A 15,012-nucleotide genomic window follows, 5' to 3' on the forward strand; every position below is an offset into this window, starting at 1 on the left:
CTCGTCTGCGGGGCTGATGGTTCGTGGGCGAGTACCGGCCGTGGGGCTTCTCGCGCAGTTCCCCGCGCCCCTGGGGAAGCCGCGCGCAGCGCGTGCTTCAGGGGCGCGGGGAACTGCGCGAAGCAGGACCACCGGGCCGCACCCGCGAACGAGACACGAACCATCAGCCCCGCAGACGAGAAGGCGCCACCGCCCCGGACCGCATTGCACAGAACGCCCGCGACAGATACGGATAACCCCGTGACGTCATTCGCCCCGGACTCGATCGTCCTGAACCGCAAGTTGCCGCTCTGGTATCAGGTGTCGCAGTCCTTGCGCGCCTCGATACTCGGCAGGTCACCGCAGGACCCCCTCCGCCTGCCCACCGAGGAACAGCTCGCGGGGCACTACGGGGTGTCCGTGCTCACGATGCGGCAGGCGCTGAAGGAGCTGGAGGACGAGGGGCTCATCACGCGGCACCGCAGGCGCGGCACGTTCATCGAGCCGGCGGCCCAACAGGGCGCGCCCGTGCGGCTGCTGGGCTCGGTCGACGCGATCGTGGCGCAGCAGTCCGGGATGACGACGCGGCTGCTCGAGCACGGGCCGGCCCCGGTGCCGGTGGCGTACGCGGAGCACTTCCCGGGGACCGGGTCCGTGGCGGCGTACCACCGGCTGCGCAGCGACGAGAAGACCGGCGAGCCGACGAACCACGCCCGCAACTACCTCCGGCCCGAACTGGGCGAGCGGGTCGACCCGGCGGACCTGGAGCGCTGGCCGATGACGAAGGTGCTGCGCGACGTGGTGGGCGTGCGCATCAGCCGGATCACGGACTCGGTGCAGGCCCGTCTCGCGGACCCGGAGACGGCCAGGCTGCTCGAAGTGCCGCTGCTCAGCCCGATCCTGCACTACACGGGCATCACGTACGACGAGGAGGGCCGGGTCCTCGACGTGGCGGTCATCCACTACCGCGGGGACCGCTTCTCGTTCACGGTGACCCTGGACGCCGACTGAGGGCCCGTGCCCGGCGTCGTACCATGCCGGGCGTGACGAACGACGGGCCGCTCGACGACGCCATGCCGCTCTCGGACCTCATGCCGTGGTCCGTGGCGCCCCTGCGCCTGGGCCGGAGTTGGCCGCTCGCGCCGGACTCCGCCTCGCTCAAGGCCCGTTGGAACGCCTTCGTCCGCGCCCCCGAGGAGGGCCGGGAGGCGCTGCTCGAACCCTCCCGCACCCGCACCGTGCACACGGCCGCGGCCCAACTGCCCGGACAGCGCACGGGAACCGAGCCGCTGGCGCACGCCGAGGGAGCGTGCCCGGAGCCGGTGCGGGTGCTGCACGGGCCGTTCGACGAGCAGTGGCTCATCCCCGACCAGCGGCTGATCGACGCGGCCCGGCCCGAGTTGTGGCGGGTGGCGGACGAGCACCAGCTCTTCGTCGTGGAGCAGGGCCATGTGCCGGGCGCCGGCGGGCCCGCGCTGCTGGCCTGCGCCGTACTTCCCGAGGGCCGCTCCCCCGCCGGGCGCCCGGGCCGGATCCGCCCGCTGTACCGGCGCCCCGGCGGCGCCGAGCCCAACGTCGCCCCGGGTCTGCTCACACACCTCTCCGGCACGTACGAGCAGGAGGTGCGCCCGGAGGACCTGTTGGCCTGGGTGCTGGCGACGGCGGTGCGGGATGCCAAGGAGTGCCGGGTGCCGCTGCCGCTGGAGCGGGACGTCTGGGTGCGCGGGGTCGAACTCGGGCGCCGCGCCCTGTGGTTGCACCGCCGCGGCGAGGGCACCGACCGTCCGAAGCTGCCCGGCGGCCGCCGCCCCTACGTCCGCGCACCGCTCCCGGCCCGCCCCGTCGAGCTGCTCTACGACCGCGAGGAGGAGGCCCTGCTCGTGGGCGACGGCCGCATCTCGCCGGTCCCGGCCGCGGCCTGGGACTTCCACGTCAGCGGGGTCCGCGTCCTGGAGCAGTGGTTCGCCCGCCGCACGGCTCCGGCCCAGCCGGGCACGCTCGCCGCGGTGCGACCGGCGACATGGCCCCAGCCATGGACCTCCGAGCTCCTCGAGCTCGTCACCGTCCTGGCCCTGTTGGCCGAACTGGAGCCGCTGCAACGGGACTTGCGGGATGACCTCGGCGACTTGATCACCCCGGGCGAGCTGCGGCGGGCCCGCGTTCTGCCGGTGCCGGTGGGTTCACGTCGGCCGGCGTCCGTGCTTGACCACCCGGAGGAAGGACCTGGAGGCCAGTTCGCCTTTCTCTAGCGGCATCGGCGCCAGGTCACAGGGCTCCGCTCCTCAATCGCCGGAGGGGCTGGAAGTGGCGAACCCCTCCAGTGTCCGGCTGAGCGCCCGCTCGAACACCGCCTCCAGATCGATCGGACCCGAGTCCTCGGAGAACGCCGCCGCCAGCCGCGGATACTTGCCCGACGCCACCTGCGAGCCCAAGTACCCGATCCGCACGGCCTGTTCCTGCTCCTCGCTCCACGGCAGGGACCTGGTCCGCTCGGCGGTGGCGATCTCGTTGGCGACGTACGTCGTCACCACGCTCGTCACCGACGCGATGAGCTCCATCTTCGTGCCGTACGGCAGGTCCAGCGGGTCCAGGCAGGCCAGGCAGTACTCGAGGTACCGCAGCGCGTTCGGGCTGAACCCGTACACCGGTGACATCAGGCGCGGCATCCACGGGTGCCGGTGCATCAGGGCGCGGGCCTGGCGGGCGAGGCCGAGGACGTCCTCGCGCCAGTCCCCGGAGGGCTCCGGGTAGTCGTACTCGGCGCTGACGGCGTCGACCATCAGCTCGTACAGGTCCTCCTTGCGCGGCACGTAGTTGTAGAGCGACATCGTGCCCATGCCGAGCTCCGCGGCGATCTTCCGCATGGACACCGCGTCGATGCCCTCCGCGTCGGCCACCTGCACGGCCGCGGCCGCGATGTCGGCCCTGCTGTGCGCGGGCCGCGGGCCACGTCCGGTGCGCTCGGGGCGCGCCCAGATCACTTCGGGTACGGCCGGTCGGACCGCCATTCATCATCACCTCGCGCTCCATCGTAGTTACGTACGCCGTACGTAGTGCGCTATGGTGAGGCCATGACTTCTACGTACGCTGTACTTAGTGAGGGTCTGGAGAAGCGCTTCGGCTCCGGCGCGAAGGCCGTGCACGCCGTACGCGGTCTCGATCTGGCCGTGCGTGAGGGCACGGTGTGCGGGCTGCTCGGGCGCAACGGGGCGGGCAAGACGACCGCGGTCCGGCTGCTCACGACGCTGCTGCGACCGGACGCGGGCACCGCGCGTGTCGCGGGGCACGACATCGCGAGCGACCCGGACGCGGTCCGCCGCCACATCGGGGTCACGGGCCAGTACGCATCGGTCGACGGGGAGCTGACCGGCGCCGAGAACCTGCGCCTGTTCGCCCGGCTGCTGCGCGCGCCCCGCTCCCGCGCCGACGAACTGATCGAGCAGTTCGACCTCGCCGACGCCGCCGACCGGCCTGCCCGCACCTACTCCGGCGGGATGCGCCGCCGCCTCGACCTCGCGGCGAGCCTGATCACCCGGCCCGCCGTCCTCTTCCTGGACGAGCCGACGACCGGTCTCGACCCGCACAGCCGCAACGACATCTGGGCCGCGGTCCGCGAGCTCGCACAGGCGGGCACGACCGTGCTGCTGACCACGCAGTACCTGGAGGAGGCCGATCAGCTCGCCGACGAGATCGTGCTGATCGACGAGGGCCGCGCCGCCCACTCGGGCACACCCGCCGCCCTCAAGGCGCAGATCGGGCACTACGCGGAGGTCGTGCTCCCCGACGACGCGGGCGAGCAGGCGTTGCACGCGGCGGCCGTCGTCCTCGACCAACTCACCGGCGCCCGGCCCCAGTTGGACGCCGAAGGGCGCACGGTCGGTGCGGTCGTGCTCGATCCGGCCCTCACGCTGCCCCGTGTCGTACGCGAACTCGACGCGTCCGGCGTCCCGTTGCTGGACGCCACGCTGCGCCCGCCGACGCTGGACGAGGTCTTCCTTCGCCTCACCCTGACCACCCCCGAGACCGAGTCCGAGACCAAGGAGGTCGCCGCATGAGCACCGCGATCCTGTACGACGGCACGGCCATGCTGGGCCGCCACCTCCAGCGCGTACGGCACGCGCCGGCGATCCTGATCATGACGCAGACCATGCCGATCGTGTTCCTGCTGTTCTTCGGGTACGTCTTCGGCAGCGCCCTCGCCATGCCGGGCACCGACTACCGGGCGTTCCTGGTGCCCGGAATGCTGGTGGCGACGGCGGCCAACGGGATCATGACGGGCATGTTCACCTCGGCGCAGGACGCGCACCGGGGCGTCATGGACCGCTTCCGCACGCTGCCGATGAGCCGGGCCGCGGTGCCGCTCGGGCAGGCCGCCGCCGATCTGGTGACGACGGCGGTGGGCCTGGTGCCGCTGGTCCTGGTGGGGCTCGCGATGGGGTGGCGGATCGAGGGCGGGGTGCCGGGCGCGCTGGCCGCGTTCGGGCTGCTGCTGCTCTTCCGGTTCGCGACGACCTGGGTCGGCATCCTGCTCGGCCTCACGTCGCAGAGCGAGGAGGCGGCGGGCCAGTTGGGCGGCGCGACGTTCATGCTGCCGCTGCTGTCGAACGCGTACATCCCCACCGACGGCATGCCCGGCTGGGTGCGCACGCTCGCCGAGTGGAACCCGATCAGCGCCGTGTGCACGGCAGTTCGGGACCTCTTCGGCAACGCACCGGTGCCGCACGGCGCGTCCTGGCCGGTGACGCATCCGGTGGCCGGTTCGCTGGCCTGGTGCGCGGTGCTGCTCGCGCTGTGCGTGCCGCTCGCCGTCCGCCGCTACACGCGCGGCGAACGGTGAGCGAACGGTGAGCGGGGAGTCAACTCCTCAGGTCTGGGGCGCCAGTTCGGGCCCCAGCGACGAGAACTTCTCCTTCGACACGACCCGCTGCGGCGGCCACGTGATGTTGCTCGGCGGCCACTTCTGCCCGGTCTTCTTCAGGAACCAGGCCGGCGGCTCGTACATCGGCGGCTCATAGCCCTGCGGCAGCGCCGTCTTCCACGCGACGCCCTTGGTCCGCCGCGCGAACTCGTCCTTGATCGCCTTGAGCCGCTCCGGCTGGGTGATCAGGTCGACCGCCGTCGCCGCCAGGTACCGGGCGGCGGCCACCACCGCGGCCTGCCCCGGCGCGGCCGCCGCGCAGGACGCGGTGGACCAGGTGTGCATCTTCGTACCGATCGGGGCGAGCGCGGCGCCCATCGACACCGTCGGCACGTTCCAGCTGATGTCGGCGACGTCGGTCGAACCGCCGCCCAGGAACGCCGGGTTGGGCGGGGTCAGGTCACCGATCTTGTCGTGCATGCCCTGCTGCGGGAGCCCGAGCGACTCCTGCAGCTCCTTGGCCAACTGGTGCGCGGCGGCCGGGAATTCGGGCGGGCCGATCTGCCGCATGTTCTCGTGCAGCAGTTCGGCGAAGGACTTCGACGGCAGCTGGTTCCAGCACGCGGAGGTGATCCGGTGCCGGACGCTGGTCTGCGAGGCCTTGGCGGCGGCCTCGGAGACGGCGACGACCTTGTCGAGGAGGACCTGGACGCGGGCCGGGCTGCCTTCGCGTACGTAGTACGAGATCTCGGCGATCTCCGGCGTCACGTTCGGTATGTCGCCGCCGTTGTTGATGACCCAGTGCAGACGGCCGGAGGGCGCGAGGTTCTCCTCCCGCAGGAACTCCGACATGGTCGCCATCATCACGGCCGCGTCGAGCGCCGACTTGTTGCCGAGCGGCGTGCCGCCGTGGCCCGCGACACCGAGGAAGGTGAAGGTCACGGCGGTCATCGCGGTCGTCGAGCCCCAGCCGGTGGCGTTGGCCGTGGAGGGGTGCCAGTCGAGGAACGCGTCGAGACCCTCGTACACCCCCTGGCTCACCGCGTACGTCTTGCCGATCAGGGTCTCCTCGGCCGTCGAGCCGAAGAACTTCACCGTGACCGGCAGCTTGTGCTTCTTCGCCGCCTGCGCGACGGCGGCGGCCGCGGCTGCCGCCGCCGTGCCGAGTGCGCTGTGGCCGCAGCCGTGGCCCGGGCCGTAGCTCGGGGCGAAGGGGTCGTGGACGTACTCGCGCGGGTCGTGGTGTCCGACGCCCTTGTTCTGGGAGAGGCCGGGCAGTGCGTCGTACTCGCCGCTGAAGCCGAGGACCGGGCCGCCGCTGCCGTACGAGAAGGTCGCGGTGAACGCGGTCGGGAAGCCGGCCGTGCCGAACTGCACGTCGAATCCCGCGCGTTCGAGGAACTCCGCCTCGGCGATCGACGACTTCCACTCGCGCAGCGACAGCTCCGCGTTCTCCCAGATCTCCGCGTTGAGGCCGGTGATCCGGGAGGTGTTCGTGGTGATCCAGGCCAGGGCGGCGGACTTGGCGGGGCTGTCCTTCGCGAGCCCTTCGGGGGCTTCGTACGCGGCGGGCGTCGCGTCGTCGGCCGCGGCCATCGCCGGGTCGGCCTCGGCGGTCATGGCGGCGGCGGTCACTCCGGCCGCGCCGAGCAGCTGCATGATGCGGCGCCTGCTGAGCCGAGGCCCTGACGCCATCAGCGCAGTGTGGTGCTCGTGCTGGTCGTGCAGGTCACACACGCGTACCTCCGGGGGTGAGGTGGGTGTAGCTGTATCGGCCATCGACGATCATCAGCCGACACCTTGGCCCCCGGAAGTTGCTCCGTCAACAGCCTTGCATGACAACGGTGTTACGACACCCCACGGCAGACACGGGAAAGGCCCGCACCCGACTCCCCCGCCGGGGCGCCCGCCGCATGCCGTGGGGATGACGGTCGCGTTGATGCGCAGCGGTACGCCGGACGGCGCGGGGGTCGGATGCGGGCCTGAGCCCTGCTGATCGGGCGGCCGGTCAGCGGCCGCCGAACAGCGTGCGGCGCAGTCGCCGCAGTGGCGCGAAGAGCGAGACCCTGCGCACCCGCGCGGCACTGTCGCCGCGGTCGTGCGCGGTGTCACGCGCGGTCAGCTCACGCATCAGCGTCGTCGCCTCGGCCGCCTCGCGCTGCGGGACGGCAGGGCCGCCGAGCACCGAGAGATGGCGGTCGAGCCGCGAACTGGTCGCGCTGCTCCCGCAGGTGATCGCAGGCACACGAGGCCTGCTGCGCACTGTTATCTGTTCCATGTCACTCCCCACCCATACGAGGGCACCCGGCCCGGGCAGGTTAACCCTATCGCCCCCGCGTGACACTCGTGTATCCCGGTCGCAGGATTCACCTCCCTCATAAGGGTGTTGACGCGGTCGTGTTGATTACTCTCCGAATCCGACTGATTCCAGGGCGAGTTGGACAAGTGGGTCACCTGTGGGGCGCGCGGAGCCGCCGTCCGGCTCGGTCGTGACAGCCAGTGAGGACGCGCCCGGCGTCAAGCCGGAGGCGAGCAACGGCGTGTCGGGCCCCTGGTCGGGCAGCACGCCGAGGGAGCGCGGGGGCGCGGAGGCGGACATCACCCAGAGTTGGTGCTCCTTGCCCGGCGGGGGCGCGGTCAGGTCCGTGACGGTGATCACCGCGCTGTGCAGGGCGGGCGAGGCGACGACGGACAGGCCCGTGTCACGGGCCGCGCGGGCGTCGGGGGCGGCCAGAACGTGGGCGATCTCACGTGCCTCGGACCTCTGTGCGTCGAGCCGGTCCTGAGTGCGAGTCAGCTCCACGCCCAGGAGCACGGCCGCGACGAGCGCGAGGACGGCGGCGCCCGCGGCGAGCGGTACCAGCAGCGGGCGGCGGCGCGGCCGTGCTCCGTCGCGTGCGGTGACGGGCGTCGCGGCCGTGGGCGCCGGTTCCTGTTCCAGAGTGCGCACGGCGGTCAGGACGCGCTCGCGCAGGCCCGCGGGCGCCGGGGCGGCGGTGGCGCGGGCGAGCCGGAGGGCGTCGGCGGCGTGAGCCCGAACCTCGGCGGTGCAGCGGGGGCAGCGGGCCAGATGCCGTTCGTAGCGGGCGAGTTCACGCGGGGCGAGGGCGTCGAGGGCGTACGGCGCGGCCAGTGCGTGCGGATCGCGCCCCGGCCACCTCATGCGGAGGCCCCGTCCAGGCAGGAGCGCAGCCGCAGCAGCCCGTCGCGCATCCGCGTCTTGACGGTGCCGAGCGGCACGGACAGGCGGCGGGCGACCTCGCGGTAGGTGTAGCCGTCGTAGTAGGCGAGGGTGACGGCCTGGCGCTGGAGGTCGGTGAGGCGCTCGAGGCAGCGGCGCACCCAGTCCCGTTCGAGTCCGCTCTCGACCTCCTCGGCGACCTGGTCGAACGCGGGGGTGTCCGCGCGGCGGGCGACCCGCCGGTCGCGTTCGGAGGCGGCGCGGACGCTGCGGACACGGTCGACGGCCCTTCGGTGGGCGAGCCTGAGGACCCACGGCAGGGCGCCGCCGCGGGCGGGGTCGTAGCGGGCGGCGGTGCGCCACAGTTCGAGGAGCACCTCCTGCGTCACCTCCTCGGACTGCGCCGGGTCGCGCAGCACGCGCCGCACGAGCCCGTACACCGGCCCCGACACCTGTTCGTACAGCTCCTCGAAGGCGCGCTGGTCGCCGCGGCCGACGCGGGTGAGCAGTGCGTCGGCGGTGTCCACCACGTCCATGCGGTCCCCCTCTGCCAGGTGGCGCGCACACATTGTGCTGCCGCAGGGGGTTCGGAGACAGGGGCCCGGGCGGATGGGCGGCGCCCGTCGGAATCCCGTACCGAACCATCCGCCGGAATCCCGTACCGAACCATCCGCCGGAATCCCGCACCGAACCATCCGCCGGAATCCCGCACCAATCCGCCGCGCCCCGCGCCCCGAATGGCCCTCCAGAAGCTCGCACGGTGCGGGCTCCGAGCTCGTGAGGGACGGACGCGATGACAGCAACAGCCAGGACAGGCCGGGGAGTTCGCTCCGTGGCCGCGCTCATCAGCGGCGCGCTGGCCGCCGGGGGGCTCGCAGCCGCCGGGGCGACCGCACTTCAGCCGGGGGCGGCGCACGCCTCCAGCCACCGGGAGGCCCCGCTGATCTCGGGTGACCCGCAGCACGACAACACGGACGTGTACGCGTTCGTCAGCCCCGACAAGCCGGACACGACGACGCTGATCGCGAACTGGACGCCGTTCGAGGAACCGGCGGGCGGGCCGAACTTCTTCCCGTTCGCACCGGGCTCCCAGCACGACATCCACATCGACAGCGACGGCGACGGACAGGGCGATCTGCTCTACCGCTGGACGTTCGACACGCACACCAGGAACGGCAACACCTTCCTCTACAACACGGGCGCGGTGACCTCGCTCGACGACCCCGACCTCAACGTCACGCAGACCTACGACATCGACCTGCTGAAGCTGAAGGACCAGAAGGTGGTCTCGACGACGAAGGTCGCACACGACGTGCCGGTCGCGCCCTCGAACGTCGGCAAGGCCTCGATGCCGAACTACAAGACGCTGCGCGACCAGGCGATACGCCAGGTCGCGGGCGGCGGTACGGCGTTCGCCGGGCAGGCCGACGACCCGTTCTTCCTGGACCTGCGGGTCTTCGACCTGCTGTACGGCGGCGACCTGTCGGAGGTCGGCCGGGACACCCTCGCCGGCTACAACGTCAACACGATCGCGCTCCAGGTCCCGACGGCGTCCATCCGGCAGTCGGCGAGCCAGCCGATCGTCGGGATCTGGTCGACGACACAGCGCAAGAACGCCAAGGGCGGCTGGACCCAGGTCTCGCGGCTCGGCTCGCCGCTGGTCAACGAGGTGGTGGTCCCGCAGAAGGACAAGGACAGGTTCAACGCCTCGCACCCGTGGAACGACGCGGACTTCCTGCCGTACGTCACCAAGCCCGAGCTGCCGAAGCTCCTGCAGGCGATCTACAAGCTGCCCGCGCCCAAGGAGCCCCGCAATGACCTCGTGTCGGTGTTCCTGACCGGCGTGAAGGGCCTGACGCAGCCGCCGAACGTGCGGCCCGCCGAGGTGCTGCGCCTCAACACGTCCATCAAGCCGACGAGTTCACCGAAGCGGCTCGGCGTCCTCGACGGCGACAACGCCGGGTTCCCGAACGGCCGTCGCCTGACCGACGACGTCGTCGACATCGAACTGCAGGCCGTCGAGGGCGAACTCCTGGGCAACAAGAACGACTTGGGCGACGCGGTGAACGCCAACGACCAGAAGTTCGGCGACTCCTTCCCCTACGTGGCCCTGCCCGCCTCCGGGTCGCGCGGCCCGCTGGCCAAGCAGCAGAAGGGCGAGGACTCGGCGAGCAGCGCGCTCAACGGCGGTGCGGTGAAAGGGGCTTCGACGTCAGGCGCATCCGGATCGTCAGGGTCGTCAGGTTCCAGCGACACGCTGCTGATCGCGTCGGCGTCCGGCGGGGCGGCGGGTGCGCTGCTCATCGGGCTCGGCCTCGTCTGGTGGCGGGCACGAGGGCGGCGGCGCGGGCTCGTCTGACCCGCAATCAACCACTCGTCCGACCTGCAATCAACCACTCGTCCGACCCGCAATCAACCAGCTGACTCCTCTTCCAGAAAGGCATGATTCATGGCTCCGCGCTTCTCAGGACGCAACGCCGTCGCCGCGTGCGCGCTGGCGCTCGCCCTCACCGGGGGCGCGGTCGTGATCGGCGGGAGCGACGGCGGTGGGCCCGGTGCCGCGCCCACCGCCGTCGCGCCCGCCACACCGCTCCAGGGGCTCGGCACCGGAGGCCTCGACCAGGGCGTGCGCGCCCTGCAGGCCCATCTCCGGGTCCAGCCGAGGGACTTCGGGGCCTGGGCGACCCTGGGCACGGCGTACGTGGAACAGGCCCGCACCCAGGGCGACCCGTCGCGATACGCGGAGGCGGAGCAGGCCCTGGCCCGCTCCCTGAAGCTGCACCCCGACGCCAACGACGCCGCACTCGCCGGGCGCGCGGCCCTCGCCGCGGCCCGGCACGACTTCCGGGGCGCGCTGCGCGACGCCCGCGCCGCGCTCGCCGTGAACCCGTACGGCGAGCGGGCACTCTCCACCCGGATCGACGCGCTCGTCGAACTCGGGCGGTACGGGGAGGCGGCGCGGGCCGCGGACGAGGCGGACGCGCGCCGCCCCGGCGTCCCCGTCTTCACCCGCTTCTCCTATGTACGTGAACTGCGCGGCGACGTCACCGGTGCGCGGCAGGTCCTGGAGCGGGCGCTCGACGGGGTGTCGGCGCCGGGCGACGTCGCGTACGTGGCGACTTCTCTCGGTCAACTGGCATGGCGTCAGGGCGACTTCGAGGGCGCCGCGGCGCGGTGCGGGCAGGCGCTGCGCGCCGACGCCGGGTACGTGCCCGCCCTGGAGTGCCGGGCCCGGGCGCGGGCCGGGCGGGGTGACCCGGCCGGGGCGATCCGCGATCTGCGGGACGTCGTGGCGCGGTATCCGCTGCCGGGTCCGCTGGTCGAGCTCGGTGAACTGTACGAATCCCGCGGCGACCTGGCCCCGGCGCGCGAGCAGTACGGCCTCGTCGGCGCGTGGATCAAGCTGGCCCGCGCCAACGGCGTCGACGTCGATCTCGACACGGCGCTGGCCGCGGCGGACCACGGGGACCGGGCCGCGGCGCTGCGTGCGGCCCGCGCCGAGTGGCAGCGACGGCACACCGTGCACACGGCCGACGCGCTGGCCTGGGCACTGCACGCCCACGGGCGCGACGGCGAGGCACTGCCGTACGCCCGCTTCGCGACCAGCACCGGATTCAAGGAGGCCGCGTTCTTCTACCACCGGGGCGTCGTCGCCCGGGGCGCGGAACGCGCGGAGTGGCTCGGGCGGGCGCTCCGCCTGAACCCGGGGTTCTCCCCCGTCGGCGCCGAGAAGGCGCGTGCGCTGCTGCGGGGTGCGTCGTGAGCGCCGCCGTGCGCAGGAGCGGCCGCCGCCTCGGGCAGGCCGCCGTGCTCATGGTCGTCGCCGCCATCGCCGTGCTCCTGCTCCCGGGTGCCAAGGCCCACGCCCACCCCCTCGGCAACTTCACCACCAACACGTACGACGGCCTGGTGACCGCCCCGCGGGAGCTCCGGATCACCCACATCGAGGACCTCGCCGAGATCCCCGCGACGCAGGTCCAACCCGCCATCGAGCGTGCGGGCACAGCGAGTTGGGCCCGGGAACGGTGCCGCCGCGCTATCGCCGCGAGCACGGTCGACGTCGACGGGGCCCGCACGCCCCTGACCCTGCGCACGAGCCACGCCGCGCACCGCCCGGGTCAGGCCGGACTGCGGACCCTGCGCGTGGAGTGCGAGGCGACCGCCCCGCTGCCGAAGGACCGGGCATCCACCGGCGTCGCGTTCCACGCCCCTGCCCACAAGGGCCCCGGCTGGCACGAGGTCACCGCGCGGGGCGACCGTACGACCCTGACCCGCAGCGACGTCCCGCGCGCCTCCGCCTCCCACCTCCTGACGCGCTACCCGCAGCACCTGCTCGGCTCCCCGCCGCAGACCACGAGCGCCGCCCTGCGCGTCACCCCCGGCGGTCCCGCCCTGCGCGACGACGCCGCGGACCGGCCCACGGCGTCGAGCGTGCTGCCGCGCGGCGCCGACCGCTGGACCAGCGCGCTGACCGGGCTCGTCGCCCGGCACGACCTCACCCCCGGGTTCGCCGCGCTGGCCCTCGGCACCGCCCTGGTGCTGGGCGCGCTGCACGCCCTGGCGCCGGGGCACGGGAAGACGCTGATGGCGGCGACGGCGGCCGCCCGCGGCCGGGCCCGGCTGCGCGACGTGCTGCCGCTGGCCGCCTCGGTCACGGTCACGCACACCCTCGGCGTCGTCGCCCTGGGCGCCCTCGTCATCGGCGGCTCGGCAGCCGCGCCGTCGGTCGTCGCCTGGCTGGGAGTGGCGAGCGGCGCCCTGGTCACGGCCGCGGGCGCGACGCTCGTGCGCAAGGCGTGGCGCAACAGGAACACCCCTGCGCACAGCCATCACCTCGACCACCAGCACGGCCACGCCCCTCACGGCCACGGCCACGACCACCATCACAGCCACGACCACCACGACCACGACGACCACGGTCACCACCACGCGCCGAGCAATGTTCGCGGCGCCCTCTTCCTCGGCTTCGCCGGCGGCCTCGTCCCCAGCCCCTCCGCCGTCGTCGTCCTGGTCGGCGCGGCCGCGCTCGGGCAGGCCTGGTTCGGGGTGCTGCTCGTGGTCGCGTACGGGGCCGGGCTCGCCGTCACGCTGACCGCCGCCGGGTTCGTCGTCGTACGGGCGGGGGCGTTCGCGGCGCGCCGGATCGCACGCGGGCGGGCCGGGACCCGGCGCGCGGTGCAGCGGCTCGTGCCGTTCGGATCGGCGTGCGTCGTGTTCGCCCTGGGGTGTGGATTGGTCTTCAAGGGGGCTGCAACCGCGCTCGGTTGAGCTACTTTTGTTCAGACTTGTCTGGCCGCGAATGGGGGAACCCGTGAGTGAGCGCGTGGTCGCGGGGCGGTACCGGCTGCTCGCCCCGCTCGGCGAGGGCGGGATGGGCACGGTGTGGCGGGCCCGGGACGAGGTCCTCGGCCGTGACGTCGCCGTCAAGGAGGTGCGGGCGCCCGCCGGGCTGCCGACCGCCGAGGTCGAGCGGATGTACGCGCGGCTCGAGCGGGAGGCGTGGGCCGCCGCCCGCATCTCGCACCGGAACGTGGTGACGCTGTACGACGTGGCCACCGACGGCCAACGCCCCTGGGTGGTCATGGAGTTGGTGCGCGGCCTCTCGCTCGCCGACCAGCTCGACGCCGAGGGGCCCATGTCGCCGCAGCGCGCCGGGCACATCGGCGCCGAGATCCTGGCCGCGCTGCGCGCCGCGCACGAGGCGGGCGTCCTGCACCGCGACGTGAAGCCCGGGAACGTCCTGCTGGCGAACGACGGCCGCGTCGTGCTCACCGATTTCGGCATCGCCATGGTCGAGGGCACGCAGGCGCTCACCATGACGGGCGAGGTCATCGGATCGCCCGAATTCCTAGCCCCCGAGCGGGCGTTGGGGCGTACGCCCGGGCCCGAGTCCGATCTGTGGTCGCTGGGCGTGCTGCTCTACGCGGCGGTCGAGGGGCACTCGCCGTTCCGGCAGGACACCCCGCTCAGCACGTTGCGGGCGGTCGTCGACGAGGAGCTGCCGCCGCCGCGCCGGGCGGGGGCCCTCACCCCGGTCATCGAGGGGCTGCTGCGCAAGGATCCGGCCGAGCGGATCTCGGCCGCGGACGCGGAGCGGGATCTGCGGATCATCGGCGCGGGCGGGACGCTCCGCTCGGCCCCTGCGTCGTCCACGCCTGCCGCGTCGATGCCGACCATGACCGCGTGGCAGCAACCGGCCACGCCCGCCCAGCCGTTGCGGCCGCCGGTCGGGGTGCCGCTCGCCTCGGGACCGGCCACGACCGCGACCACCGCGCCCGCCGAGACCGGCGGCCCGCGCGCCGCGCGCCGCGCCTCACTCGCCCTGATCGCCGGGATCGTCGTCCTGCTCCTCGCGATCGGCGGCCTCACGTACGCACTGATGAACCGGGACAGCGGCGGGGGCAACAGCGGGAGCGGCGGCAGCAACGGCGGTTCCAGCGGCGGCAGTTCGAGTGGCGGAAGCAACTCGTCGGGCGGATCGGGCGGCGGCTCGGGCGGCTCCTCCGGCTCGACCGACACCAGCGGGAGCAACGGCGGCTCGAGCGGGAACACCAACAGCGGCTCGGGCAGCGGGGGTTCGAGCAGCGGCGGCGGGCACACCACCACCCCGGCCCAGTCGGTGCGGGTCAGCGTCAGCGCGGTGCGCGGCAGCTACTCGGGGGCGTGTCCGCCGCCCGCCGCGCAGGCACCGGCGTTCACGGCGACGATCACCGTCGGGCGCACCCCGGTGGACGTCGAGTACCGCTGGGTCACCAGGAGCGGCGAGCCGTCGGACCCGGGCTGGAAGACGCTGAGCTTCGGCTCGGGCGGCGCGAAGAGCAAGACGGTCGACACGACCCAGACGGCGTACGAGGAGGGCGGAACCCTGCACAACGAGATCGGGGTGGAGGTGCGCAGCCCCCTCGCGGTGACGTCCAACTACGTGGCGTACTCGGTGACTTGTGAGGTGGTGACCCCGACGACCGGGGCCACCACCGGCTCACCCACGTACTAG

General features: G+C 73.2%; 13 protein-coding genes. 8 read left to right on the forward strand and 5 right to left on the reverse strand.

Features of this window, described 5'->3' with window-relative positions:
• The first annotated feature begins 240 nt into the window (after window positions 1-240).
• The gene (locus ACIBUY_RS32150) at window positions 241-990 is read left to right on the forward strand and encodes a GntR family transcriptional regulator (RefSeq protein ID WP_365567121.1); all 750 of its coding nucleotides are present in this window, start codon (window positions 241-243) and stop codon (window positions 988-990) included.
• Between the two features lie 23 nt (window positions 991-1,013).
• On the forward strand, window positions 1,014-2,228 hold the full coding sequence (locus ACIBUY_RS32155; RefSeq protein ID WP_399154475.1) for a type ISP restriction/modification enzyme: 1,215 nt from the start codon (window positions 1,014-1,016) through the stop codon (window positions 2,226-2,228).
• Between the two features lie 33 nt (window positions 2,229-2,261).
• Here ACIBUY_RS32155 and ACIBUY_RS32160 read toward each other — a convergent pair whose 3' ends face one another.
• The gene (locus ACIBUY_RS32160) at window positions 2,262-2,987 is read right to left on the reverse strand and encodes a TetR/AcrR family transcriptional regulator (protein ID WP_365567119.1); all 726 of its coding nucleotides are present in this window, start codon (window positions 2,985-2,987) and stop codon (window positions 2,262-2,264) included.
• Window positions 2,988-3,050: 63 nt separating this feature from the next.
• Between ACIBUY_RS32160 and ACIBUY_RS32165 the strand changes: the two genes are divergently transcribed.
• Entirely contained in the window at window positions 3,051-4,034 is a 984-nt protein-coding gene (locus ACIBUY_RS32165; protein ID WP_365567118.1) for an ATP-binding cassette domain-containing protein, read from the forward strand.
• Window positions 4,031-4,816, forward strand: coding sequence for an ABC transporter permease (locus tag ACIBUY_RS32170; RefSeq protein WP_365567117.1), 786 nt, complete (start codon window positions 4,031-4,033; stop codon window positions 4,814-4,816). The genes ACIBUY_RS32165 and ACIBUY_RS32170 overlap by 4 nt, the downstream gene beginning before the upstream one ends.
• A 27-nt stretch (window positions 4,817-4,843) precedes the next feature.
• Here the strand turns inward: ACIBUY_RS32170 and ACIBUY_RS32175 are convergent, their stop codons facing one another.
• From ACIBUY_RS32175 to sigK, 4 genes are all read right to left on the reverse strand, one after another.
• On the reverse strand, window positions 4,844-6,532 hold the full coding sequence (locus tag ACIBUY_RS32175) for an amidohydrolase (RefSeq protein ID WP_399154476.1): 1,689 nt from the start codon (window positions 6,530-6,532) through the stop codon (window positions 4,844-4,846).
• Between the two features lie 313 nt (window positions 6,533-6,845).
• Window positions 6,846-7,115, reverse strand: a complete 270-nt coding sequence (locus ACIBUY_RS32180) for a hypothetical protein (RefSeq protein ID WP_365567115.1) — start codon at window positions 7,113-7,115, stop codon at window positions 6,846-6,848.
• A 126-nt stretch (window positions 7,116-7,241) separates the two neighbouring features.
• Window positions 7,242-8,000, reverse strand: a complete 759-nt coding sequence (locus tag ACIBUY_RS32185; protein ID WP_399154477.1) for an anti-sigma factor domain-containing protein — start codon at window positions 7,998-8,000, stop codon at window positions 7,242-7,244.
• Window positions 7,997-8,554: an ECF RNA polymerase sigma factor SigK gene (sigK, locus tag ACIBUY_RS32190; RefSeq protein ID WP_399154478.1), complete on the reverse strand. Its 558-nt coding sequence runs from the start codon at window positions 8,552-8,554 to the stop codon at window positions 7,997-7,999. Before sigK ends, ACIBUY_RS32185 begins: the two co-directional genes overlap by 4 nt.
• Window positions 8,555-8,811: 257 nt before the next feature.
• Between sigK and ACIBUY_RS32195 the strand changes: the two genes are divergently transcribed.
• The 4 genes from ACIBUY_RS32195 (at window position 8,812) to ACIBUY_RS32210 (ending at window position 15,012) form a co-directional block, all read left to right on the forward strand.
• Window positions 8,812-10,377, forward strand: coding sequence for a DUF4331 domain-containing protein (locus ACIBUY_RS32195; protein ID WP_399154479.1), 1,566 nt, complete (start codon window positions 8,812-8,814; stop codon window positions 10,375-10,377).
• A gap of 90 nt (window positions 10,378-10,467) precedes the next feature.
• Complete coding sequence (locus tag ACIBUY_RS32200; RefSeq protein WP_399154480.1) at window positions 10,468-11,781, forward strand: tetratricopeptide repeat protein; 1,314 nt, start codon at window positions 10,468-10,470, stop codon at window positions 11,779-11,781.
• 50 nt (window positions 11,782-11,831) lie between these two features.
• Window positions 11,832-13,286 (forward strand): nickel transporter, encoded by a 1,455-nt coding sequence (locus tag ACIBUY_RS32205; protein ID WP_399154535.1) that lies wholly within the window; start codon window positions 11,832-11,834, stop codon window positions 13,284-13,286.
• Between the two features lie 31 nt (window positions 13,287-13,317).
• A complete protein-coding gene (locus ACIBUY_RS32210) occupies window positions 13,318-15,012 on the forward strand; it encodes a serine/threonine-protein kinase (protein WP_399154481.1) in 1,695 nt (564 codons plus the stop codon).

This window comes from Streptomyces sp. NPDC050085, from assembly GCF_044460595.1.
In the GTDB taxonomy this organism is placed as follows: domain Bacteria; phylum Actinomycetota; class Actinomycetes; order Streptomycetales; family Streptomycetaceae; genus Streptomyces.

Coding starts and splice junctions, on each gene's coding strand:
- ACIBUY_RS32165 (WP_365567118.1), top strand. CDS start 3,051: ATGACTTCTACGTACGCTGTACTTAGTGAGGGTCTGGAGAAGCGCTTC.
- ACIBUY_RS32170 (WP_365567117.1), top strand. CDS start 4,031: ATGAGCACCGCGATCCTGTACGACGGCACGGCCATGCTGGGCCGCCAC.
- ACIBUY_RS32205 (WP_399154535.1), top strand. CDS start 11,832: ATGGTCGTCGCCGCCATCGCCGTGCTCCTGCTCCCGGGTGCCAAGGCC.
- ACIBUY_RS32180 (WP_365567115.1), bottom strand. CDS start 7,115: ATGGAACAGATAACAGTGCGCAGCAGGCCTCGTGTGCCTGCGATCACC.
- ACIBUY_RS32175 (WP_399154476.1), bottom strand. CDS start 6,532: ATGGCGTCAGGGCCTCGGCTCAGCAGGCGCCGCATCATGCAGCTGCTC.
- ACIBUY_RS32200 (WP_399154480.1), top strand. CDS start 10,468: ATGGCTCCGCGCTTCTCAGGACGCAACGCCGTCGCCGCGTGCGCGCTG.
- ACIBUY_RS32160 (WP_365567119.1), bottom strand. CDS start 2,987: ATGGCGGTCCGACCGGCCGTACCCGAAGTGATCTGGGCGCGCCCCGAG.
- ACIBUY_RS32195 (WP_399154479.1), top strand. CDS start 8,812: ATGACAGCAACAGCCAGGACAGGCCGGGGAGTTCGCTCCGTGGCCGCG.
- ACIBUY_RS32185 (WP_399154477.1), bottom strand. CDS start 8,000: ATGAGGTGGCCGGGGCGCGATCCGCACGCACTGGCCGCGCCGTACGCC.
- sigK (WP_399154478.1), bottom strand. CDS start 8,554: ATGGACGTGGTGGACACCGCCGACGCACTGCTCACCCGCGTCGGCCGC.
- ACIBUY_RS32210 (WP_399154481.1), top strand. CDS start 13,318: ATGGGGGAACCCGTGAGTGAGCGCGTGGTCGCGGGGCGGTACCGGCTG.
- ACIBUY_RS32155 (WP_399154475.1), top strand. CDS start 1,014: ATGCCGGGCGTGACGAACGACGGGCCGCTCGACGACGCCATGCCGCTC.